This is a genomic window from Pseudolactococcus chungangensis CAU 28 = DSM 22330 (assembly GCF_002441885.1).
In the GTDB taxonomy this organism is placed as follows: domain Bacteria; phylum Bacillota; class Bacilli; order Lactobacillales; family Streptococcaceae; genus Pseudolactococcus; species Pseudolactococcus chungangensis.
This window is the reverse complement of record NZ_JXJT01000010.1, coordinates 16,853-40,624: the sequence shown is the minus strand read 5'-3', so window position 1 is coordinate 40,624 and position 23,772 is coordinate 16,853. Positions and strand designations below refer to the sequence as shown.

At 35.6% G+C, this 23,772-nt stretch carries 17 protein-coding genes and 2 pseudogenes; 11 read left to right on the top strand and 8 right to left on the bottom strand.

Annotation, left to right across the window (positions count from 1 at the left end):
* Positions 1 to 7 precede the first annotated feature (7 nt).
* The 5 genes from addA to RR45_RS05800 form a co-directional block, all read right to left on the bottom strand.
* A complete protein-coding gene (gene addA / locus RR45_RS05820) occupies positions 8 to 3,661 on the bottom strand; it encodes a helicase-exonuclease AddAB subunit AddA (RefSeq protein ID WP_072353631.1) in 3,654 nt (1,217 codons plus the stop codon).
* On the bottom strand, positions 3,645 to 7,064 hold the full coding sequence (gene rexB, locus RR45_RS05815) for an ATP-dependent nuclease subunit B (RefSeq protein ID WP_072353632.1): 3,420 nt from the start codon (positions 7,062 to 7,064) through the stop codon (positions 3,645 to 3,647). Before rexB ends, addA begins: the two co-directional genes overlap by 17 nt.
* A gap of 65 nt (positions 7,065 to 7,129) precedes the next feature.
* Entirely contained in the window at positions 7,130 to 8,272 is a 1,143-nt protein-coding gene (dnaN, locus tag RR45_RS05810) for a DNA polymerase III subunit beta (protein WP_031366791.1), read from the bottom strand.
* A gap of 169 nt (positions 8,273 to 8,441) precedes the next feature.
* Complete coding sequence (gene dnaA / locus RR45_RS05805) at positions 8,442 to 9,812, bottom strand: chromosomal replication initiator protein DnaA (RefSeq protein ID WP_031366792.1); 1,371 nt, start codon at positions 9,810 to 9,812, stop codon at positions 8,442 to 8,444.
* Between the two features lie 360 nt (positions 9,813 to 10,172).
* Positions 10,173 to 10,937: a ParB/RepB/Spo0J family partition protein gene (locus RR45_RS05800; protein ID WP_031366793.1), complete on the bottom strand. Its 765-nt coding sequence runs from the start codon at positions 10,935 to 10,937 to the stop codon at positions 10,173 to 10,175.
* A gap of 57 nt (positions 10,938 to 10,994) precedes the next feature.
* Between RR45_RS05800 and RR45_RS05795 the strand changes: the two genes are divergently transcribed.
* Positions 10,995 to 12,038: a glycerate kinase family protein gene (locus tag RR45_RS05795; RefSeq protein ID WP_031366794.1), complete on the top strand. Its 1,044-nt coding sequence runs from the start codon at positions 10,995 to 10,997 to the stop codon at positions 12,036 to 12,038.
* A gap of 22 nt (positions 12,039 to 12,060) precedes the next feature.
* On the opposite strand, the gene trhO is transcribed toward RR45_RS05795, so the two are convergent.
* Positions 12,061 to 13,026: an oxygen-dependent tRNA uridine(34) hydroxylase TrhO gene (gene trhO / locus RR45_RS05790; protein WP_031366795.1), complete on the bottom strand. Its 966-nt coding sequence runs from the start codon at positions 13,024 to 13,026 to the stop codon at positions 12,061 to 12,063.
* Positions 13,027 to 13,174: 148 nt separating this feature from the next.
* Between trhO and RR45_RS05785 the strand changes: the two genes are divergently transcribed.
* Positions 13,175 to 13,720 carry a DNA-3-methyladenine glycosylase I gene (locus tag RR45_RS05785; RefSeq protein WP_031366796.1) on the top strand — a complete coding sequence of 182 codons (546 nt, stop codon included), beginning with the start codon at positions 13,175 to 13,177 and terminating at the stop codon, positions 13,718 to 13,720.
* Positions 13,721 to 13,785: 65 nt separating this feature from the next.
* Here the strand turns inward: RR45_RS05785 and RR45_RS05780 are convergent.
* Positions 13,786 to 13,971, bottom strand: a pseudogene (locus tag RR45_RS05780) (IS3 family transposase); the annotation flags it as partial.
* A 678-nt stretch (positions 13,972 to 14,649) separates the two neighbouring features.
* Between RR45_RS05780 and RR45_RS11425 the strand changes: the two are divergent.
* A pseudogene (locus RR45_RS11425) lies at positions 14,650 to 15,081 on the top strand (Lrp/AsnC family transcriptional regulator).
* 86 nt (positions 15,082 to 15,167) lie between these two features.
* On the opposite strand, the gene RR45_RS05770 reads toward RR45_RS11425, so the two are convergent.
* Positions 15,168 to 15,623: an Lrp/AsnC family transcriptional regulator gene (locus RR45_RS05770; protein WP_031366797.1), complete on the bottom strand. Its 456-nt coding sequence runs from the start codon at positions 15,621 to 15,623 to the stop codon at positions 15,168 to 15,170.
* 436 nt (positions 15,624 to 16,059) lie between these two features.
* On the opposite strand from RR45_RS05770, the gene RR45_RS05765 reads away from it, so the two are divergent.
* From RR45_RS05765 to RR45_RS05730, 8 genes are all read left to right on the top strand, one after another.
* Positions 16,060 to 16,869: an amino acid ABC transporter permease gene (locus tag RR45_RS05765; RefSeq protein ID WP_072353633.1), complete on the top strand. Its 810-nt coding sequence runs from the start codon at positions 16,060 to 16,062 to the stop codon at positions 16,867 to 16,869.
* Positions 16,866 to 17,708 (top strand): transporter substrate-binding domain-containing protein, encoded by an 843-nt coding sequence (locus tag RR45_RS05760; protein ID WP_244148304.1) that lies wholly within the window; start codon positions 16,866 to 16,868, stop codon positions 17,706 to 17,708. The genes RR45_RS05765 and RR45_RS05760 overlap by 4 nt, the downstream gene beginning before the upstream one ends.
* An 83-nt stretch (positions 17,709 to 17,791) precedes the next feature.
* Entirely contained in the window at positions 17,792 to 18,502 is a 711-nt protein-coding gene (locus tag RR45_RS05755; protein WP_031366800.1) for an amino acid ABC transporter permease, read from the top strand.
* On the top strand, positions 18,499 to 19,236 hold the full coding sequence (locus tag RR45_RS05750) for an amino acid ABC transporter ATP-binding protein (RefSeq protein ID WP_031366801.1): 738 nt from the start codon (positions 18,499 to 18,501) through the stop codon (positions 19,234 to 19,236). The genes RR45_RS05755 and RR45_RS05750 overlap by 4 nt, the downstream gene beginning before the upstream one ends.
* A gap of 20 nt (positions 19,237 to 19,256) precedes the next feature.
* Positions 19,257 to 20,498: an aminotransferase-like domain-containing protein gene (locus RR45_RS05745; RefSeq protein ID WP_031366802.1), complete on the top strand. Its 1,242-nt coding sequence runs from the start codon at positions 19,257 to 19,259 to the stop codon at positions 20,496 to 20,498.
* Positions 20,499 to 20,502: 4 nt separating this feature from the next.
* Positions 20,503 to 21,471 (top strand): NAD(P)-dependent oxidoreductase, encoded by a 969-nt coding sequence (locus RR45_RS05740; protein WP_031366803.1) that lies wholly within the window; start codon positions 20,503 to 20,505, stop codon positions 21,469 to 21,471.
* Between the two features lie 53 nt (positions 21,472 to 21,524).
* Positions 21,525 to 22,280 carry an amino acid ABC transporter ATP-binding protein gene (locus RR45_RS05735; RefSeq protein ID WP_031366804.1) on the top strand — a complete coding sequence of 252 codons (756 nt, stop codon included), beginning with the start codon at positions 21,525 to 21,527 and terminating at the stop codon, positions 22,278 to 22,280.
* Positions 22,281 to 22,283: 3 nt separating this feature from the next.
* Positions 22,284 to 23,471: an MFS transporter gene (locus RR45_RS05730; RefSeq protein ID WP_031366805.1), complete on the top strand. Its 1,188-nt coding sequence runs from the start codon at positions 22,284 to 22,286 to the stop codon at positions 23,469 to 23,471.
* Positions 23,472 to 23,772: the final 301 nt, after the last annotated feature.

Here is a 23,772-nt window from a genome sequence, read left to right as displayed (position 1 = left end):
GTGCTTTTTAAAGTTGCTCAATGTAAACCTTATCTGGTCCCCCTAATAGAATTAAATATTGCTCAATCTTATCTGACTTAAACGCGGTAGAAAGACTTTCTGCATATAGATCCATTTGTATCTGATAACGTGCTTTAATTTGAGGAATATCCTCTAGACTTGTAAAATGATCAGTCTTATAGTCAAACAGGATTATTTTGTCCGATAACTTAATAAAACCATCAATAATTCCCCGGATCACGTATTGCTCGCCTGAAACATGGTCTGTTTTCAACATTGAAAAAGGTGCTTCACGCGTCATTTGTTTATGATATGCAACCATCATTTGACCAAAATCCGTCTCAAATAAACTTGAAATCTGTGCTATCTTAATTTTTTGTTTGACTTCATCTCGGACAGATAGCGTTTGAATAGTCTGACTTAATGTTTCACGTGTAACATTTGAAAAATCAAGTGACTGCATCAATTCATGAATAGCCGAGCCTAATTCTGTCGGTGATACTTTTTTGTCAGTTTTTAAAAATTCAAACTGAGAGTATTTCGGAATATTACTAACAACTACATCCTGTTCTGAAATCAAATGTTCGTAACGTTTCTTGATTTGACTAGGTGTTTGAATGGTCGGTAATTGAATACCAGCTGCATATTTGTTATTTAAGATTTGAGTAGAATCTAAAATTTGTTTCGCTAATTTTACATCCTCAATTGTTGCCATTGCACCATCATACTGTTTTGACTCCTTCAGTAAAGTTTCAAAAGACAATTGATTTTTTTGATTGACAGGTATCATGTCTTGCAAGTCAGCATCTTCAATCACACGAACTTTAAGACCAATTGTCGCTTTTTCTGTTGTGGCTTGATAAATCCCCAAAATCCAATTAAGATAACCTTGACTAGATTTTCTAATTGTATCTTCTAATATACCATTTTCATCAAAAGCAGCTGTTTGATAAGCGATGAACTGATTGTCTTCATCCAGTTTTGATGCCTCTACCTTCCCAATCATGTAAATCTTATTGACAGCTCGTGTAAACGCGACATAAAGCATCCGCATCTCTTCAGCTAAAGCCTGGTATTCTTTTTCTAGGGCGTTTGCCATCTGGGGTAAAGTCGGCATCTTGACCATGGCATATGGAAAATCAGTATCGATTTCTTTTTTAAAATCAGCTAAAAAACTAATCCCCGCACCATTTTTTCTGGATAGAATTAAGTCGCTCGTTAAATCTTTTGTATTGAATTTCTTACTGACATTCATTAGAAAGACGTATGGGAACTCTAGCCCTTTTGATTTATGAATGGTCATCACACGAACAGCATCACTTGGTAAAGAAACATTGACAGCAGCTAAATCATTTTGACTTGACATAAAACTGTCAATCATTTTGATGAATTGGAACAGACCTTTATATCCGGATGATTCATAAGCAGCGGCTCTATCTGCTAAAGCAGCTAAATTAGCTTGGCGTAATTGACCATTTTTCATACCACCAACATAGTCATAATAATGGGTATCTCGATAGATTTTCCAAATCAAACTATGTAAACTTTCCTGGTGTGCAAGTTGACACCATTTGCTAAACAGGTCATTAAAGTGTTGCAATTTAGCTAATAGTTTACTGTCAATTAAATCTGATTTTAGACCATTTTTCTGATAAGCTTTTTGATATTTGTCATAGAAATTAAAATCATTTGAGGCTTGCAAACTGATAATTGTCAAATCATTTTCACTAAAATCGAATAGAGGTGATTTGAGAAGAGCGACAAATGATAGATCAAACAAGGGATTATCAATGGCTCTTAGTATATCTAACATGACTAAGACCTCCATTGATTGCAAATAATTCATTTTCCCTTCATCCAAGACAACAGGAATATCAAACGACTGCAAGACACGTTCAATTTCAGCATTACTAGTTTTGCTTCTAACCAAAATCACAATATCTTTTGGTTGTGTACCGTTACTGATAAGTTGACGAATGGCTTGGGCAGTAACGACCAGTTCATCTATCGTTACTGCATCATCAGTTTCTGAACTAGTATTTTTTTCATCCTTATAAATCAAAAGTTCAGCCGTTAAATCAGGCGACCTTTTTTGAGCTAGCTTAGGATTGCCAACAACTAATTTTTCTTGCAGGCCATAGACCATCTCACCAATCTGTTTATCCATCAAATGTTCAAAGATATGATTAGTAAAATGAATGACTTCAGGATAAGAACGGAAGTTTTCTTTTAATCTGATCAATTTACCATCTGCATTAGGCTGTTGGTAGGCCTCATACTTACTCATAAAAAGTGAAGGATCGGCTAATCTAAAACCATAGATAGACTGTTTAACATCTCCTACCATAAAACAATTATGGCTGTTAGAAAGTAGTCGTAACATTGCTTCTTGCAGATGATTAGTATCTTGGTACTCGTCAACCATGATCTCGAAATATTGTTTTTGATAGACGACACGTAACTCCTCATGTTCTTGCAAAATCTCAATCGTTAAATGGGTCACATCAGCATATTCAAGGCAGGCATTTTTGAGTTTATAGTCGTGATAATGTTGGTAAAATGCTAAAGCAACAACCTGTAAATCACTTGTCAACTCACTAGCTAAATGATGATATTTTTCAATTATTTCTTGATGCTTAATGGCATCTATAAACTGATCAAGTCGTGCTTTATTCGTAGCAATCAGCGTTTTTAAACTCAATTTTTGTGCTTCAACTACTTCATCACGATTTTCTTTATTATTAGCATTTGGTACAAACTGAAACTTGAGTTGACGATACATTTCAGTAAATTTTTGGAATTTTTTCTGATTCAGACAGTCTCTCAAATACTCAAAGTTCCCCAAAAATTCCTCAGTGTTGTTTACTTTTGCTGGACCTGAAATAACGCCAGAGGATAAATTCTCCTGAAGTGCAATATAAATTTCTTGTAAGCTTTCTTGTAAACCATTTGTAAATGAATCTGGTAAGTCTGAAAAGTTTTTAAAGTTAGAAAAACCATTTAAAAAATCATTTTCTAGCCAATCAATTGGATTTTCTAGGCTGTCAGCAAAAGTGTTAATTTTATTCAATGCTTGATAGAATGCATCAATTTTACGATCAGTTGAAAAATTATTTATCACCTTTGTAAATCGTTCTTTACTCAGGATACCTGTTCCTTCTAATGACCGTTCTACTAATTGATCAAAGATATCTCGTTTAATCACTTCCTGTTCCGTACTATCAACTAACAATCTAAAAGTTGGATCCAAATTTTTAAGGTAGAAATTTTCTTTTAGAAACTTAAGTGTAAAGCTATCCATTGTCCCGATGTCAGCAGTTGACAATTCTTGTAACGCAATTGTCAATAGCTGTTTCTTTTCAAATGAGTTTTCATTAGCACGTGTTTCTCTAATCTTTTTATCTAATCGTAGTTTTAATTCAGCTGCTGCTTTATTAGTAAATGTTGAAATAAACAAATTTTTGACTGATACACCATTCAAAATCAAATTGATAATTCGCTCAGTCATGACAAATGTTTTCCCTGAACCTGCAGATGCTGAAACTAAAATATTTGTTCCTGTTCGGTAAATAGCCTCAATTTGCTCAGGGGTTTTTGGTGTTTCTTTACCAATTTCAGCTTTCTGTAACAAGTCAATTTCTTGCTCAGTGAGTTGTCGCATTTTCTTTTCCTCCTGTCAGCAAAGATGCCCTAATTTCTTCTTTAGATTTCAGATTAACTTTTCGGCCTGATGGTAAGTGGTTATCTGCTTCAAACCCACAAATTGACTTAAATTGACAAAATTGACAACCTTTGGCATAATGTTTCACAACAACGGGATTAATTTCAATTTTACCAGATAGTATTTTCCGACCTGCTTCTTGATATAATGTTTCATTATGAGTCATCAAGGCAGAAATTTCAGACTCGCTATAGAAATTTGAATTATTTTTATAAGGTAAACCTTCCTTGGTAAATTGACCTAGGTTAAATAGGTGATCAAAATTATCTTTTAAATGACTCGCTAAATCTGAATTAAAGAAACCAGTATAGCGCATTTTATTTTTAAGTTCGCTAGAAATATCATCGATTTGATTCACTGATTTAAGTGCAATTATGGGATTCTGTAGATGTAAATAAAGAGCACCCCAAATTGTTTGTGATGTGCCAAACTGTTTTGCATTCTGACGTAAAATGTCTAAGTAGGTTAAAAACTGTAAGCTTGTACCATCATAGGCTGACTGTAACTCAAACTTTTTATCGCCTGACTTATAATCAACAGCACCTAAAGTTTCAAAAATACTGTCAACACGGTCAATAATACCGCGTAAGTTTAATTTTTTATTATTTTGTAAATCAACTTGATAGGTTTTAAGACCAGATTGATCAAAGCCAAAAGCCTGCTCAAATGCTAATGATTGAATCCCTGTATTCTCTAATGTTTGTTTCAGCATTGTAGATGTTTGCTTGATAATATCTTTCAATCTAGTCCATGTATAACGACTTGTGGCATCACGTTTAAAGAAATCTTCATATTTACTGTCAACTTCTAGTAAAGAATGTGTCAAGGCTGCCTCAAAAGAAGTAGCCTCTGCCTGTTCTGAACGCATCAAGTGCTCAAAGACTTCATGAAAATAAGAACCAGAAATTCTTGAATCTAAATCAATCTTTTCAAATGCCTTAACGTGTAAAGTATTATTAATAAAGTACTGGTATTCACAATTGTAAAAATTTTCAAAACTTGATACAGAGGCATTCAGGTCTGTTGGATATAGCGCCGCTATCACTGAAGATTCAAGTTGTCGTTTCTCTAACTGATCAGTCTTGACAGATGATAAGACATGTTGATAGTCTGGGTTTTTAGTCATGATTCTAAACAGGCTAATCCAAAAAGACCTTGATAAACGCGTCTCTTCTGACTCAGGAGTTGACATGAGTAACCGTTCAATCCGTCCCAGATTAGCTAATAAACCATCATAATTACCAATTTGCTTGATTGTGTTATTTTGGTAGACAAGATTATTGTCATCTGGATTGATAGGATGCTTGTCATTTAAATTAATACTATCTTTATAGTCAACAATCGTTTGACGTTTTCCATCAATTTTTTGAGCACTGATATCAATTATAAATTGTAAAAACTGTGATAAATCAGTTTGTTCATTGGCATAGATTTCAGGTATTGATAAAACTAATTGTTTATTAGCTGCATTAAATAATTGTAAAGCTGTAAAGCTATTTTTTTTATAGTTAATAAAACTTGGTTCATCTATAAATTTCAGACTATCCGACTCAATTTCACTTAATTTTTGATTAAGATTGGCACGTTCATCATCAGAGATGAGACTGGTATTCTGCTTATTTTTAGGGAAATTTGATTGTGTTAAACCAATCGCAAAAACATAGTCAGCTGTATGAGGTTCAACTAACTCATAAGATTTCACTTGAACAACATCAACATTGGCTGGTACAAGTCGATAAGCAGCATTTTTAATCCCAGCTTCTACAATCTCTAAAAATTGCTCAAGGGTTAATCTTTCTAAACCAAAGACAGCTGTAAATTCTTCTAGAACAGTTATCAATAATTTCCAAACTTCTAAATGCTCAGATGACTTTTCAAAGTGACCACTTGCTTCAGCATTAAAATAGAGTTGCTCTATTTTCTCTTTAACCTGTCCGGTTTCCAAAAAGGATTGAAATTTTTTAACCCAAGCCTGTCCTTTTTGTGGTTGACTTCCCAATAAAATCTGCAAAGGAGAAGATGGACCAATTAATGTCAATCTCACTTTTTCTGCTTTAAGATCCTCAAATTCTTTCGTAAACTTAGCCTTACCTCTGAGATTGCGTTGTAAACTATAAATTTCAAAACTGTAAATATCTTGTAAACTTAATCGTTTGCTTGTGTAAAGCTCTGTTTTCAATAAATTCAATAAATCATTAAGTTGGTAATGATTCGTTTTTATTTTTAATAAAGATTCAATTAAAACAATTAAGGGATGATCTTTCATTGACTTTTCTTGTGCATAGAAAAAAGGAATATCATAAGTCTTGAATATTTCAGGTAGCAAGATCTGATCTGATTCAACATCTCCCAATAGAACTAAAATATCCTTATACTTAACACCATTAAAAAGCAGTTGACGAATCTGTTTGGCAACATGTTCTATCTCCTCTTTATGATTAACAACTTGCCAAATTTCTAATCCATCATGTTTTAAAAGCTTATCAGACTCTGTTAATGTAAAATCTGATGCTTTCTCCATTAACATTGACAGTCTCGTAAAGGTATTATCAATATCATTGACACTTTTGTAAATAACTTGCAATTGATATTTTTGAGCTAGAGTTTGTACTAACTCAACCGACTGCTGATAAACATTACCTTCGATAAAGGTAGCGGAAATTGCCTTTTTAGAGGCATAAATTCCTAATATAATATCTGAAACACGACTAGATAATGTGTCAATCAAAGTCATTTCTTCCGCAGAAAAACGTGAATAACCTTCAATGATTAAAACATAATTTTGTAACTCAAGTGTCAATTCATTGTTGACAAGTTTGTCAATAAATCTCTGAAGTTTATTATCATTAGAAAAATGTCCTAATTGATACTCGAATTCTTCAAATATGAGCGCTAATTCTTTATTTTTATTGCTATCTGCTGCTAGCAATAAATCCTCGGGCATCAGATTAGCAGCTGTTAACTCCTGGTAAAGATCAACTAATTGTGTGATAAAGCCATGCTTATCACGCATAAAGCGACAAATTGGTATCTGTTCATCTGGGATCTGATTCAGAGTTTGGCGCATGAGCATAGCCAGTCCAATCGTAGATAAACTTTTTCGATCATTATCTTGATTTTTATCGAAATACCAGGGTAATTGCTTGAGTCTAGTTACAGTTAAATCAAATAGAGCACCATCTTGTCCAGAATTAAAACGTGTCAAAATCTCTTTTTCTTTTTCAAAAGAAAGAGATGATGGCACAATATAAAATATTTTCTTGCCAGCGATGATATGATCACGCGCTTCATCGACCAAAAACTCTGTTAAATGACCGTAAATATCAGTGTGGATAACTTTCATAAAAAATAGACCTCTCGGTCTATTATATCATGTTTAAGATAGCTCTCATCAGTTAAAACTGTTGACTAGTTGGTGCGAACTGGTGTTACCAATTGAACGAAATCAAGGGTATCACTCTTAGGTACTAGGGTAAATGGTCGAACAGGTGAGATAAAACGAATACGAACTTCTGGTTCTTTAATAACTTTTAAAGCATCAATTAAATATTGAGGATTGAAAGAAATCGTTAAATCATCACCAGATTTAGCTAATGGTGTAATTTCTTCATGAACCGATCCAACTTCTGGTGAATTAACTGTTGCTATAATTTGATCACCAGTGATGCTTAATTTAACAGTACCATTTGTCGTCGCGTTAGAGAGCAATTTAGCACGGTCCATAGTATGGCGAAGATTAGCAACATCAAAGGTCAAATCAAGCGTGTAATCGGCATCAGAAGGAATCAGACGGTTAGTATCCGGATAGTTCCCCTCAACTAGTCTTGTATAAAATGAAATCGTTTCATTGCGAATTAAGATTTGATTGCTTGAGAAGAAGATATCTAACTCAGTATCATCATCAGAAAACACTGATTTAAAGCTATTCACTGATTTATTTGGCAATACTAAATCAAAATTTTCACTTAATTTATCAAGTGTGATCACACGTTGACTCATCCGATGCGAATCAGTTGCAACAGATTTAAGAATTTTATTATCCGTTAAAGTCAAATGAAGACCTGTCAGAATAGGACGAGATTCTTGTGTTGAAACAGCAAATGCTGTTTCTGTAAAAATCTCTTTTAACACACCTGCTTTAATTTTAAGTGGATTTTCAGTTGGCATCTCTTGAATACGAGGATACATTTCAACATCTAAACCTTTAAGAGTAATTTCTGATTGACCTGATGTTAGAACAACTTGATTTTGCTCAATTTCTTTAAACTCAAAAGTCACTTCAGGTAAGTTATTCACAACACTTTCAAAAAAACTTGCTTCTAATAAGATACTGCCAGGATCTGTGATTAACATGCCTGCGTTTTCGTCATCTTTCGATAGAAAATTTTCGATTGAAATTTGACCATTTGAACCTGTTAGAGTAATACCTTCAGTTGATACATCAATTTTAATTTTAGATAAGGTTGGAATAGCAACTTTAGTTGAAATAGCTTGTTTGGTAATTCTCAAATTATTGAGAAAAGCAGTTTTGTTGATAGAAAAATTAATCATTGAGAGAACTCTTTCTTTTATTAATTAATAAATATAGTTAGTAATAGTAATAGGGGCTGTGAATCATGTGGATAAGTTTGATAAACGCTTTAAAATTAACTTTAAAAGGCTGTGGATAAAAAATAATAAGTTGTGTATAAGTGTTCTTATTTTCCACACCCAACAGAAACTATTTCAAATGAGATTTAATTGTATCCATCTCTTTTTGAAGACTTGTATCTGTCTTCATTTTATCAGAAATTTGCTTATGGGCATAAATCACTGTCGTGTGATCACGCCCACCAAACTCTTTGCCAATGGCAGGCAAGCTTTTACCTGTAATCTCACGAATTAAGTACATGGCAATCTGTCTTGGGTAGGCAATTTCTTTAGGTCTTTTCTTGCTAATCATATCAGCGACTGAAATTTTATAGAAATTCGCCACTTCTTCTTGAATTTTTTGAGAAGAGATGTCTTTATCTTGAGTAATTTTAGTAGATTCTAAATTACTCAAGGCTTTAGCTGCTGTATCAATATCAATGGTATCAATATGATAGGTATTGGCATAAAATTTGAGATTTTTTAGGGCACCTTCTAAATCTCTAACGTTGGAATCAATGCGACCGGCAATATAAGAAAGTGTTTCTGAAGGGACTTGAAGGTCCATCTCATCAACTTTATTGAGTAGAATAGCCATCCGATCTTCGTAATTTGGCGCGGTAATATCAGTGGTTAGTCCCCAGCTAAAACGAGATTTAAGTCTGTCCTCAAATTCATTAAGCTCATTTGGTGGCCGATCACTAGAAATGACAATTTGTGCACCCTTATCATGTAACGTATTGAAGGTTTGGAAAAATTCATTAATCGTGCCTTCTTTTTTGGCAAAAAATTGGATATCATCCAATAGGAGTAAATCTAAGGTGCGATACTCATCTGTAAATTCCTGCATTTGATTTTTACGGGAACTTTGAACATAATCGTTGACGAAATTCTCTGATGAGACATACTTGATGCGAGCATCAGGTTTATCGTTTAGAATTTCATTACCGATGGCATTCATCAAATGGGTTTTACCAAGTCCTGGGCCACCGTAGATAAATAGGGGATTATACATACCACCTGGATCGTTTGCCACCGCAATGGCAGCACCAAGAGTCATACGGTTTCCTTCACCTTGAACAAAATTTTGAAAGGTATATTTATGATTCAGACCATTTTTGATTTCTGAGGGACTCAGTTGAGTCGTCTCTTGAATCATAGACGTTTCTAAAATCTTATCAGTATTTTCATAATCGGAGAGGTTAATATCATCAGCTGAATAAAGGGAAAAGCTAATTTCGACGCCAAATATTTCAAAACCGGCTGTTTTGATGAGGTCGTCTTGTTTTTTCCAAAAATCACGGTGCATGTTGTTGTCGAGATAAATTTTGGCGTTATGATCGGTAATTTCAAGTAGTTTGGCTGGTTCAATGAAAAAGTCATAGGAGGCTTGTCCTAAATTATTTTGGGCAAGTGCTTTGACACGTGCCCAAAATTTTTGCTCATCTTGCGTTAGAGACATTTGACTCCTTTCTATCTATTATCAGATGTGTGTTATCTGAATTAATTGGTACAAAATCAGTGCAACTATCATTTGTAGCTAAAAAAATTATATCATGTTGCTAGAAAGTTTTCCACAATTATTCAAAAATAAAAATAAAAATCAACACGTGAGTTAAAAATTATACACAGGATTGTGGAAAATGTGGAAAAAAACGATATTTTTGAGGTTAGTCACAGATATTTTTGTGTAAAAAGTAAGAGATAGCTTGAATTTTTGGAAGTTATTCACTGTTGTGTAAAACTTATACACAAGGTGTGTTTTTCTTTTTAACTGTGTATAAGTTTGTTTAAAAAGAAAAATCCACAGATGGCCTGTGGATTACTTTTGGGTCAAAATGAGAAGAAGTCTGTTAAGATCTTCTAGTGTGTTATAGGCAATTTCAATTGTATTTGACTTAATCGTTATTGGTTGGCCTAAGGCTTTAGCGATATCTATCTCAGCTGCTTGGATAAACACATCTTTTGACGGTGTGGTGGATTCGAGAGGTTGAGCATGTTTACTTAATTGTTTTTCGAGTGCGCGAACAGAAAGTTGTGCTTGATCAATCCGTTGTGCCCAAACCAATTGTTCTTGAGGTGTTTTTAAACCGAGTAAAAGTCGCGCGTGACCTTGGGAAATTTTTTGCGCCTCAATCAGTTGTAAAATAGGTTCTGGTAGATTCAAAATACGGATTGCATTGCTCACGTAAGGTCTCGATTTTCCTAATTTTTCAGCGATTTGGGTGTGTGTCAAACCTTGCTTGGTGACAAGATTTTGTAAACTTCGTGCTTCATCTAAAAGTGTTAAATCATCGCGTTGTAAATTTTCTAAAATGGCTAGCGTCATCATCTCATCATCGGATAATTCTCTGATGATGGCCGGAATTTTAGTTAGACCAGCTAATTGGGAGGCCCTGAAACGGCGTTCACCAGCTAAAATTTCATAGCCAATAATCGGTGATTTTCTAACAATAATTGGCTGCAAAACGCCATTTTCCTTAATCGAGTCACTAAGCTCTTGCAATTTACTCTCATCAAACACAATACGTGGTTGATAAGGATTTTTGACAATATCTGACATCAATAGCATTTGAATAGTTTCCATATTGCTATTTTACCATGTCTTGCTTGTCTTGTGCGTGATTTTTGCTATACTAAACTTATGAAAATTCTAGCAGCGATCGATTCATTTAAAGGCAGCGCCACTTCTGAGCAGCTGAATACAGCAGCTTTATCTGGTGTTTTAACAGTATTTCCTGACCTACAGGTACAGAGTATACCAATTGCTGATGGCGGTGAGGGCGTTTTAGATGTGCTTGCTCATCAGGAAAATGCCATCAGAAAGACAACACAAACAACCGATTTACTTGGTCGTCAACTTGAGGCACCTTATCTATTATTAGGAGATACAGCAATTATTGAGTCAGCCAAAATCATCGGGATTGACTTAATAACAGTAGGACCTGAAAGCATCTCACGCGCGACAACATTTGGCTTAGGTGCAGTTGTCCAATCTGCAATCCAAGCAGGCGCCAGAACAATTATTGTGAGCTTGGGAGGCACAGGAACCTCTGACGGTGGCCAAGGCTTTTTAAAAAGTCTAGAGGCAACCGATTTATCAGGTGTGACCCTTATTGGGGCAAGTGATGTGACTAATCCTTATTATGGGGAAAATGGTGCAGCCACTATTTTTGCAGCCCAGAAAGGTGCAACTACAGGACAGATAACTCAGTTTAATGCGCGTGATGCACGATTTGCACAAGAGATATTGAAAAATCGTGGTATTGATTTACAAAAAATACCAGGAGCAGGTGCAGCTGGCGGACTTGGTGGTGCGATTGTTTTACTAGGTGGTCAATTGATTTCGGGACTTGAACTGATTGCTGATTTAGTTCATTTAGAGCAAGCTATTTCAGAATCAGACCTTGTTTTGACAGGCGAGGGACATCTGGATCATCAAAGTTGTCAAGGTAAAGTCGTCTCAGGTGTTGCTAAACTGGCGAAAAAGCATGGTAAACCATGTATTGCTTTAGTTGGTAGTCGTTCAGATGATTTAGGAATGCTTGAAAACGATTTGACAGCAGCTTTTAGTATCCAGACAGGTCCAATCAGTTTAGATGATGCTATCATGACTCAAACGACTTTAAAAAATATGGCCAATACAGCGAAAAATGTCGTGCGCTTAATTGAGTCGTTCAGAAGATAAAAAAACAGCCGCAGCTGTTTTTTTATTTGATTGACGCAACGATCTCATGAATGGCATGTAGACGTTCTGTAACTTCTGCTTCTGATAAATTGTGACTCACAACATAACGATTACGTGGATGTACACGACATTCATGGCTGCAACCACCGAGATAAGCTGCTTCATTAGCTTCAGATGCTAAGATTTGACGATTACACTCTGGATTGCCACAGTTGATGTAGCGTTCACAAGGTGTACCGTCAAACCAGTCTCTACCAATAATAATATGCTCATTTTGGTTAATTGGCACGGCAATTCTACTGTCAAAGACATACATCTGACCATCCCATAAATCCCCTCTCACTTCAGGATCTTTCCCATAGGTTGCAATCCCACCGTGAAGTTGACCAACATCTTTAAAGCCTTCTCTGACTAACCAACCTGAAAATTTTTCACAGCGAATTCCACCGGTACAGTAAGTGAGGACACGTTTTTCCATAAATTCTTCTTTATGATCACGCATCCATTGTGGTAATTCTCTAAAACTACGAATGTCAGGGCGAACAGCACCTCTAAAGTGACCTAAATCGAATTCATAGTCATTACGTGCATCAATAACAACGGTATTGTCGTCTAGCATAGCCTCTTTAAATTCTTTTGGTGATAAATAGGTACCAGTCAATGCTAAAGGATCAATGTCATCTTCTAAGTTAAGACTGACTAATTCCTTGCGGTAACGGACATGCATTTTTTTAAAGGCATTATCTTCAGATAAATCAATTTTAAAAATGGTTTCAGCAAATCTAGAATCTGCATGCATCATGTTCATGTAAGCCTCAGTTTGCTCAAATGTACCCGAAACAGTTCCATTAATGCCTTCATCTGCAACTAAAATTCTTCCTTTGATGCCTAAAGCTTTACAGGCTGCTAGATGCTCTTTAGCGAATTGTTCGCCATTTTCAATTGGTACATATTGATAGTATAATAGCACACGATAATCTTGTGTCATTTTCTTCCCCTTTGTCCTTTGTATAAAAATCTATCACTTACCATTTACCCATCTTTATAGCTGTAAAGCAACCATTTCGCTTGTGTTCTTTTGCACAAAAAATATGATACAATTTAATAATAAATACGAAGGGAAATGGTAAAGTCATATGACGAGATGTGATTGGGCAAAATCAGGGTTAGAGATTTCGTATCATGATCTAGAATGGGGAAAACCGAAATATGATGATGCGATGCTTTTTGAGATGTTGATTCTTGAAGGGATGCAGGCTGGACTTAGTTGGTCTACGATTTTGGCTAAACGTGAGAATTATCGCCAAGCTTTGGATGGTTTTAATCCGCAAAAAATAAAAGATTATAATCAAGATAAGTTAGATGAGTTGCTACAAAATGCAGGATTGATCCGCAACCGACTCAAAATGCAAGCAATTGTCAAAAATGCTAAGGCGTTTATCCAAGTTCAATCAGAATTTGGCAGTTTTTCAACTTACCTTTGGCAATACGTTTTAGGTAAACCGATACAGCATGACTATCATCATTTTTCGGAAGTACCAGCAACAACACCTATTTCTGAGAAAATGAGCAAAGATATGAAAAAAAGAGGTTTTTCATTTGTCGGTCCGACAATTTGTTATGCTTATATGCAGTCTGTTGGTTTAGTTAATGATCATCTTGTATCGTGTGATTATCGTTGAATAATAAAAAACAACCGGTGTCAAGCCCCAAATAAAACAGACAGTTCAAAAAAACACATTTCCATTCAAAGGTATGTTTCTCTATATTCAATAGGAGTCATGCCTTTGAATTTAAGCTGTGGTCTATCAAAGTTATACCATGCAATGAAATTGTCAATCTGCTGAATCAATTCCGTCTCATTTTCAGGAACAAACAATTCCAAAGATTCACTTTTAAGATGAGAAAAAAAGTTTTCGCAATAAGCATTGTCATAACAATCTCCTTACGAGAATGTGAAACCGTCACATAAAAAGCTTCAAGTTTTTGATAATACTGCTTGTTCGTGTACTGATTCGTATACTGAAATCCTTGATCTGAATGTAAAAGACAAGATTTGGATTTGTCTCAATATTGTCTGAAAACAAGGTATAAGCTAAATAAGAGTTATCATAAAAGTCTTTGATAATGCTTAAGTACAGTCTACCCTGTTGATGATACACATAAGAAACATCTGTCACTAACTTTTCATGAGGTCGTGTGGCGACGAAGTGTCTTGCGAGAAAGGTTTGTCTAAACCTTTCTCGCTTTTTTGTTTATCTCTTGACGCGTACAGGAAATCAAATGTTTCTTACGAATGGGAGATTTTTTGACCACTGATTTTAAAATTTTCAATTGCCTGTTGTGTATGAATGCCATAGTAAGTATTTTTGTGAATAGTTCTGCTCCCCAAACTATCTTTTTCAATTCTTGTCATTTTGATTATCCGCTTTGATTCAGTTCATGTGATTACATGTCAAATCTTATCACATCAAAAACAAAGCAGCAATAGATTAAGTTGTAGACAGAAATAAATGTCATATCTAGTTCGTTTTGATTAATTATATTAAATGGGGGACAGAAAATATGTTATCATAATGATGTATAAAAATGAATATGAGGTATAAGTTTAATGGATGAACTTGATCAAAAAATACTCAACATCTTGCAGCAAGATTTTCGTGTAAGTTTGAAAAATTGCAGCGTCCTGCTTTATTTCATCACCTGCAGCATCTGTTAGAGTTCAAAAACTTGAAAAATATAGTTTAATAAAGTCTTATTAAGGGATACTGGACTACAAATAATTGGGTTATCATATAAAAGCCTATGTTAGTCTGGAGGTAAATCCGAAGGATAAATCTGAGTTTTACCCTTTTATTGAACAGATTCCAAATGTTTTAGAATGTGATTGTATTACAGCCCCTACTCGATGTTGTTAAAGATTATTTTTCCAAGTACTGATGAGCTAGATGGCTTTATCGGTTTGCTTCAAAAATTTGGTCAAACTCAGACACAAATTGTTTTTTCAACCCCAGTTCATCCATGGGGGATCCAAAATGACTAGATGATTCAAAAAAGCCCCACACACTGGGGGCTTTTTTGAATCATTTTAGGAATAAAATAGTTACTTTTCCTTCCAAATTGCTTAGCTTAGTTTTCAAAGTGGGTCTCATCATGAATCATGCCACGATTTTCAACTTGTGTTGTAAAAACAATGTTAGTATTGGTTTGCCCAAATCGCTTAAGTTTAATTAGAAATGTTTCGAGCTCATGAACATCTTTAAAAAGAACTTTTAGAATAAAATCATAATTGCCAGTAATGTTATCAACTTCTAAAACGTTTGGAATGCGTCTAACAAGATTGATGAACTCATTTTTGTTATCTGATTTAAGGGATACATTGATGAAGGCTTTGATCTGATAACCAAGTTTTTCATAATTAATGACGAGGCGATAGTTCTTAATGATCTCTTTTTCTAGTTTTTGTATACGTGAAGAGGCAGAGGGTGCAGAAATAAAGCACTGTTGGGCTATTGATTTTAATGGTTCCCGACTGTTTCTTTGTAGAATATTTAATATTTTGATATCGATATTGTCTAGATTCATCGGATTACCCCTTTTATGTTATAAAATATAACATCATTATAGCATTAATACTTTAAAATGTAAAATTAGACTTAAATATTGAATTATATGTAATATTTTATTACTTAAAATCTGTAATTTTGAAAATTGATTGTTAAAAAAAAAAAAATAATAGCGCTTGCAACAAAATTTAAATAAAAAAAAATGGATGCATCTCTAAAATTCAGAAAAATCAGAAAATTCACTTGTTTTTAGTTTTGAAATGATTTAGAATTATAAACATCAAAGTAAGCAATTGATAGCACAAGTTGATATTTAAAAATGTTTGAACAAATGCACGACAAAATTATCGTCATACTTAAGCATCGCAGAGGGAAAGGGGGAAAAGATGTTTGAGGTTATCGAGTCTTTGAATCGTCGTTTTAAATTGGGGCTTTAATTTTAAGAAGGAGATGACATGAACCAATTATTTAACATAGAATTGGCGGAGAAGTATTTTCCAAAGATTTTATCTGCTTTACCGACAACACTTTTGATTGTATTTGTCGCGACCATTATTGGCTTGGTGCTAGGTGCTTTGATTGCAATGATACGAATTGAAAAAGTACCTGTTTTGACACAGCTCTCGGCAGTATTTGTGTCATTTATCCGTGGGACCCCAATACTCGTACAACTCTTCATTGTATTTTATGGACTGCCAGAAGTTTTGAAAATGATGGGTTTAGATATTAGTGAATTGAATAAGATGTATTATTTATATGTCACTTATGGGTTAAACACGGCAGCATTTCAGTCAGAAACCATTCGTGCAGCAATTCTCAGCGTACCTGAACATCAGTTGGAAGCTTCCTTGGCCTCTGGCTTAACTAAGCAACAAGCTTACCTGAAGGTTATTCTACCACAGGCAATTCAGGTTGCTGTTCCTAGTTTTGGGACTGCAACCATTAGTTTATTGCAAGATACCTCACTGGCTTTCACAATTGGTGTGCTAGATGTTATTGGACGTGCGCAAGCATTGGGTGCAGTAACCATGCATATTTTTGAAGGTTATGTTGATGCTGCATTGATATTTATTGTTTGTAGTATTTTACTAGAGCTGTTCTTTAAGTGGATTGAAAGGAAAACAAGCTATGACGCGGTTACTCGGCAGTCAAAAATGGCGATATCTAAGCGGAAAAATAGGTTAAAAACAAATCTAGATCACTTATCACAAGAAACGACACAACCTGTTGTCGTTAAAACAACTTTATCGGAGGAATTATTATGACACATTTTATGAAAAAAAATGCTTTTAGAAAAATTGCTGTTACCCTAACTTGTGCGACGATTCTTTTTACGCTAACTGCATGTGGAAAAAAATCTGAAAAAGAAGACGATGCCAGCGAAAAAGGTGTCACAACGATTACGGTTGCAACAGGAAATGCAAGTCTTCCGTTTTGTTATCTTAACGAAGACAGTAAGTTTGATGGCTTAGACGTTAAATTAATGGAGGCGATTGACAAGGCCTTGCCTGAGTACAAATTTAAATTTATTGGTGGGGATTTCCCAACAACTTTGTCAAATTTAGAATCTGGGAAAGCAATGATTGCGAGCTTCCAATTTGAAGTGAATAATGAACGTAAGGCAAAATTCACTTATGGTACTGTGCCCTATACAGACTGGGATACCTTTATTGTAACCAATGGTGATAAGGGAAAGGCACTCAATACGTTTGATGAGGCTAAAGGTAAGAAGATTTATGTGACAACAGGAACCAATCAAGCAGCTATGGCAGAAAATTATTTGAAAGAACATAAGGATGCCTTTACGCTTGTTTATGGTGAGTATACAAATGAGCAAATTGTAGAGGCTATTAAATCCGGTACAGTTGATGCAACTTTAGCACCAAAATATTCAAATGATTTATTTATTAAAAATTATGGCGTTAATTTTGTTATTGGCAATCAACCAGTAAATAAATCAAAAGCCTTTATTTTATTTAACAAAAAAGCGGATGTAAAATTGCAGAAGGCCGTCAATGATGAGATGGAAAAACTGAAATCGGATGGGACACTACTTAAGTTATCTAAAAAATATTTAGGTGGAGACTATGTACCTAAAAACTAATGCCGATTACTGATTAGACAGGATTAGATGTTCAACTTTCATCATATCGTAAAATGGGAATCCCAAAATGAGGAGATAAGCCTATGAGTTTTAAGTTTGAATTTTTTATCAAAAGTTTTAAAATTGCGAGTCAATATATTGGGACAACACTTGAAGTTGCACTGAGTGGATTGGTAATTGGTCTGATTTTAGGATTAGTTATTGCTTTGATAAGATTTTATAATGTACCAATTCTATCACAATTTTTTATCGGATTTTTCACTATATTAAAAGCGATTCCGATTGTTTTAATCTTGTTAGCAACCTATCTCATTTTTGCTAAAACATTTGATCAGTTTGCAGCAGGTATTGGCTGGCAAATGAAATTTAAAGATATGAATCCACTTGTTATTCCTATATTTTGTTTATCTATCCTGTCAACGATTGGTTTAAGTGAAACATTTCGTGGTACTTTTGCTTCTATTGGTAAGGGTCAACAGGATGCTGCAAAATCAATTGGGATGGGCACACGTCAAATTATAGTTAGAATTATTTTGCCCCAAGCTCTACCGGTTGCCTTGCCCATGATGAGTAATACACTAATCGGTTTGATTAAAGCTTCCGCATTGGTGTCAATGGTCGGTGTGGTAGATATCTTTGCAGCAGCAAAAATATCTGCCCAACAGAATTATCGCTTTCTGGAAGCTTATTTGGCAGTTGCACTGATTTACTGGATTTTGAATAGTGTTATTGAACAGGGGGCAGGGCTGCTAGAACGTAATCTAAATAGAAGACTTAGGAGGGATGCGGCATGATGACAGCAACAAATGTTCATAAACGTTTTGGGAAGCACGAAGTTTTAAAAGGTGTGGATTTAAGGGTTGAGCCAGGGCAAGTAATCTGTATTTTAGGACCCTCTGGTTCCGGGAAAACGACCTTTCTAAGGTGTTTAAACTTTCTTGAGTCGGCAGATCAAGGGGAATTGACTGTTGATGGTCAAACTGTCAATTTTAATAAGGTCAATCAGAAAGATAGATTAGCGATTCGGCGTAAGACAGCAATGGTTTTTCAAAATTATGCGCTATTTGCTAATAAAACAGCTAAAGAAAATATCATGTTGCCTTTGATGTCAGCTCAAAAGATGTCTAAGTCAGAATCAGAAAAACGCGCGCTTGAAGGACTAGAGAAGGTGTCTTTACTAGAGAGAGCCGATTTCTATCCATCTCAACTATCAGGTGGACAACAGCAACGTATTGGGATTGCACGAGCGCTAGCAATTAATCCAGATGTAATCTTATTTGATGAGCCAACGAGTGCACTTGATCCAGAATTAGTTGGCCAAGTACTTGGGCTCATGAAGGATATTGCCCGATCTGGTGTCACAATGGTGGTGGTAACCCATGAAATGCAGTTTGCATATGAGGTATCGGATCAGGTCATTTTTATGGAAGGTGGAGTTGTCGTTGAGCAAGGAACGCCAGAAGCCTTATTTTATCATCCTAAAAAAAGCCGAACTAAAGCATTTCTATCACGGTATATGAATGCTTGATTATGAATAATGGAGAAACTATGAATTATCAATTTTCAAATCGTATTTCAAAAATTAAAGTTAACCCGTTACGTGCGAATGCTCGAAAGAATATGGAGCATCCAGATGTGATTTCTTTTGCTTATGGCTTTCCCCCAGAAGTAGCTTTTCCCAGTAAACAACTTTCAGAAATTTCTCAGAAACTTTATGATTTAGAAAACCATGAGACATTTCTACAATACGGTCCATCAGAAGGCCATCCAGAATTTTTGACGGCATTAGGAAAACGGTTATCTTCGGTCGTCAATGTTTATGATTCGGATACTGATGATCTCATGGTTGTCTCGGGGTCAACTCAAGGAATGGATTTAACCGTTAAAGCTTTTTGTAATGAAGGAGATATTGTTATCTGTGAAGCGCAAACATTCTCAGGAGCTGTTAATAGTATTCGTGCTTATGGTGCAGAACCCCTTGCAATTCCGATGAAAGGTGAAACGATAGATTTAGATTTGGTTGAGACTGCTTTGATTGCAGATGTTGATCATAAGATCAAACTTATTTATTTGATTCCGACTTTTCAAAATCCATTGGGAACTTCTATGCCTTTAGCAGATCGTATTCGGATTTATGAATTGGCGAAAACATACGGTGTTATGATATTTGAGGATGATCCTTATGGTGATCTTTTATATGAAGGTGAACCTATTCCTAAAATCAAATCTTTTGATACAGAAGGGTTGGTTATTTATTCAGGTTCATTTTCTAAAATTTTAGCACCGTCAACTCGTGTAGGGTTCTTGGTTATTCCTAAAATGGCCTATCAAATGGTATTGTTAGGTAAACAAACCAGTGATTCACATACTAATCAATATTGGCAGTTAGTGGCTGCTAAGTTTATGACTGACTATGATTTTGAAGCACATATTGAAGGTTTACGAGAACTTTATAAGGAGAAATTTATGTTGATGATGTCGGAATTGGATAAAATTTCGCCAGACTTGATGACTTACATTCGACCAGCGGGTGGCTATTTTTTATGTGGTAAACTGTCAGATGCTCTTGATACTCGTCGCTTTTATGATTATCTGATTGCACATCAAGTGGCTGTTATTCCTGGGAATGTGATGAGCGTGGAACAGGAAGGCTTTGATAAGTATTTTAGATTGAATTTTACAAAGCCAACTCTGACAGAAATACGTAAGGGTATCAAAATCATAAGTGATGCTTTAAAGGTAGCAAGCATTTCTAGCTCAGCTGAAATATTTGAACAGGAGGCAATGTAAACATATGAAGTTAATATTTATGGGTGCAAATGAACAAGAAATTCCCTTCATCATCAGGTGGGGGGAACGACACCAAATAGCGATAGAAGTTGTTTCTGAAAATTTGAGTCTTGAGAATAGTCATAAAACCAAAGGGTATGATGGTATTTGCTTTTATCCAAATCAGGAGATGGCGACGGATCCTAGGCTTTATCAAGCCCTTAAAGAAAATGGGATCAAGGTTTTGTCGGTTAAATCTACAGGGGTAGATGGGATTAATTTTGATTTTGCTCGTCAGTATCAATTGACAGTAACAAATGTACCAGCTTACAGTCCGACATCAGTGGGACACTTTGCCATTATGCTTATTTTAATGACCCTTCGTCAGGTGCCGAATTATTTGTCTGAGAGCAACCGAAAGGCACATATGGGGCGAGAGTTGTCAGATGTGACGGTTGGTATTTTAGGGACAGGCCGAATTGGTAGCCTTGTTGCGGATAATCTGCTTGCGATGGGTGCGAATGTAATCGCCTGTGGTAATCAAGAGAATATCAATTTGAAAACAAAGGGTATGAGTTATGTAAATTTTGACACACTCCTCGAAAAGTCAGATGTTATTTCGATTCATATACCTGCCTCGACACAGAACTATCATTTATTATCCACAGATGTTTTCCATAAGATGAAAGCAGATGTGATACTCATTAATACCGCTAGGGGTGCAATCATTGATACACAAGCACTTATTCCATTCTTAGAAGCAGGAAAAATAGGTGGGTTAGGTATAGATGCACTTGAAGATGAAGCACAGTATTTTTCAGGAAAATGGACTGAAAATCCACTTGCGCAACGATTACTGGCTTTTGAAAATGTTATCATTACACCACACATTGCGTACTTTACAGATTTAGCAGTACGTGAAATTGTTGAAACGGCATTAGATAATGCTGTTGCGATCATTAACAATGAAGAGAACTTGAACATTGTGGCATAGGCGAAGTGTACGATCTGTGATGGATTTTAGGCAAAATTAATAGGAGGACAGCAATGGGAAATCAAATTGAAATTATAGACGTTCATAAAAGTTTTGGTAATCATCAAATTCTAAAGGGTGTGAATGTTGTGGTTCAAGAAGGTGAGGTCGTCTGCATTTTAGGACCATCTGGATCTGGCAAAACGACGTTTCTACGTTGTATTAATTTTTTAGAACGTGCTAATGCAGGAAGGATTGTTCTAGCTGGTCATCGTGTTGATTTTAGTGCTGCTACAAGAAAAGCGATTAAGGCTATTCGTATGAATACGGCTATGGTTTTTCAGGGTTATGAGCTATTTAAACATATGACGGTTCTTCAGAATGTTATGGAAGGATTGGTTACTGTACGCAAAATGCCGAAAAAAATGGCAACAGTGATTGCAGAGCGGTCTCTTGAAAAAGTTGGGTTATATGATAAAGCTTCTGCTTACCCAAGTCAATTGTCTGGTGGACAACAACAGCGGATAGGTATTGCTAGGGCAATGGCTTTGGATCCCGAACTAATGTTGTTTGACGAGCCTACTTCTGCATTGGATCCTGAATTGGTGGATGAAGTACTCGCAATCATGAAAGAACTTGCTTCAAGTGGTAAAACCATGATTATTGTCACACATGAGATGCAATTTGCTTATGAAGTTGCAGATAGAGTCATATTTATGGCTGATGGGAAGGTATTGGAGTCAGGGACACCTGATCAGGTGTTTAATCATCCAAAAGAAGCACGTACTCAGGAATTTTTAGCACGATTGAATTTTAGTCAGGCGGTCTAACAAGTGACAGTTTCTCAAAAAGAAATCACGTTGACACAGGAAAAGATATTATCCAAAGATTTATTATTGGTCATGGTTATTAGTTTTCTTGCAAGTACGGCGATTACAACACAAATGGGGACTCTGCCATTATACGTCGCACATTTAGGTGGAACCAAAGGAGATGCTGGGACAGTTGTTGGCATATTGGGAATTTCAGCTTTATGTTTGAGGTTACCAATAGGTGGGCTACTGGATAAGTTTGGTAGGAAAGTTATTTTGGTCATAGGCCTAGCAGTTTTGGTCGCAGATTTTTCAATTTTGAATCTGAGCCATCAGCTTGGTTTTTTATTTCTCTTGAGATTGGTACAAGGCGGTGCAATGGGGGTTGAAGGTACTGCTGTTGGCACTTTGGCCAGTGACTTAATTCCTAAAAACCGATTGTCCGTGGGTTTAGGATACTTTAGTATCGCTCAGACACTCCCCCAAGCAATAGGTCCTCTAATTGGTTTGTATCTGGTTGAAAATTATGGCTTCAATTCTTTGTTTTTAGTTGGATTAGGCTTAACGATTCTAGCTTTTTTAGCAAGTTTATTCGTATCAGATCACTATCAAAAAGGATTGACTGACTGTAATATTGGGCCACAATTGACGTCCAAAGAAAAAATCATAACTGTCCCAGTGATGATTCCTAGTTTAATTTTATCCATTATCTGTTTATCCAATTCTGGCGTCACAGCTTTTGTCTCACAATTTGCAATTGAACGACATGTGACAAATATTGGTTATTATTTTACGGTAAATGCACTTGTGACGGTACTGATGCGAATCATCTATCCTAAATTTTTAGTCACTATCAAGACGTCCAGACTTGTGCTTGCTAGTTTAGTATTTATTGTTATATCATTTATATTAGTTGCTAAAAGTGTGACCTTGTTTGATTTCTTGTTAGCTGGAAGTCTTTATGGTATTGGTTTTGCGAGTATTTTGCCTATTATGAACGCAGTTGTTTTGACACATGTCAGTGACCAACAACGTGGTCGTGCAACAGCAATATTCTCGGCATCCCTAGATGTCGCCTATGGCAGTGGTGCGATGATATGGGGATTTGTCGCAATGCATGTTGGGTTTGAAAAAATGTATATGATTTCAGGGGTGTTTGTCGCGCTAAGTCTAGGAATTGTGGTAAAATATCGGAAAGTAATCTTTTGAATGCTAGAAAGCTGGTGTAGGATGGGTAAAAAAATTAAGATACGACTTTTACGATTATCTGATTTTGAAAGCATTTGGATGTTATGGCATCTCGTGCCAGGCGTTGATCTGCGTGAATGGAATGATTAGCGAGGTAGGCTTTGCGACTTTTTTAAAGCGGAACCCGACAATATGCTTTGTTGCGGAAGAAAAAGGGTGTTAATAGGCTGTATATTATCAGGGTATGATGGGAGAATAGGATTTATTTACCATGATGCAGTCCACCCTGAGAAACATCGCTTAGAGAAGCAGGGATAAACAA

Excerpts from the sequence above, each read along its gene's own strand:
- dnaA (WP_031366792.1), bottom strand. The coding sequence starts at position 9,812 with ATGTCTCTAACGCAAGATGAGCAAAAATTTTGGGCACGTGTCAAAGCA.
- addA (WP_072353631.1), bottom strand. The coding sequence starts at position 3,661 with ATGCGACAACTCACTGAGCAAGAAATTGACTTGTTACAGAAAGCTGAA.
- trhO (WP_031366795.1), bottom strand. The coding sequence starts at position 13,026 with ATGACACAAGATTATCGTGTGCTATTATACTATCAATATGTACCAATT.
- rexB (WP_072353632.1), bottom strand. The coding sequence starts at position 7,064 with ATGAAAGTTATCCACACTGATATTTACGGTCATTTAACAGAGTTTTTG.
- RR45_RS05800 (WP_031366793.1), bottom strand. The coding sequence starts at position 10,937 with ATGGAAACTATTCAAATGCTATTGATGTCAGATATTGTCAAAAATCCT.
- RR45_RS05750 (WP_031366801.1), top strand. The coding sequence starts at position 18,499 with ATGATGACAGCAACAAATGTTCATAAACGTTTTGGGAAGCACGAAGTT.
- RR45_RS05745 (WP_031366802.1), top strand. The coding sequence starts at position 19,257 with ATGAATTATCAATTTTCAAATCGTATTTCAAAAATTAAAGTTAACCCG.
- RR45_RS05795 (WP_031366794.1), top strand. The coding sequence starts at position 10,995 with ATGAAAATTCTAGCAGCGATCGATTCATTTAAAGGCAGCGCCACTTCT.
- RR45_RS05760 (WP_244148304.1), top strand. The coding sequence starts at position 16,866 with ATGACACATTTTATGAAAAAAAATGCTTTTAGAAAAATTGCTGTTACC.
- dnaN (WP_031366791.1), bottom strand. The coding sequence starts at position 8,272 with ATGATTAATTTTTCTATCAACAAAACTGCTTTTCTCAATAATTTGAGA.
- RR45_RS05770 (WP_031366797.1), bottom strand. The coding sequence starts at position 15,623 with ATGAATCTAGACAATATCGATATCAAAATATTAAATATTCTACAAAGA.
- RR45_RS05755 (WP_031366800.1), top strand. The coding sequence starts at position 17,792 with ATGAGTTTTAAGTTTGAATTTTTTATCAAAAGTTTTAAAATTGCGAGT.
- RR45_RS05765 (WP_072353633.1), top strand. The coding sequence starts at position 16,060 with ATGAACCAATTATTTAACATAGAATTGGCGGAGAAGTATTTTCCAAAG.
- RR45_RS05740 (WP_031366803.1), top strand. The coding sequence starts at position 20,503 with ATGAAGTTAATATTTATGGGTGCAAATGAACAAGAAATTCCCTTCATC.
- RR45_RS05735 (WP_031366804.1), top strand. The coding sequence starts at position 21,525 with ATGGGAAATCAAATTGAAATTATAGACGTTCATAAAAGTTTTGGTAAT.
- RR45_RS05785 (WP_031366796.1), top strand. The coding sequence starts at position 13,175 with ATGACGAGATGTGATTGGGCAAAATCAGGGTTAGAGATTTCGTATCAT.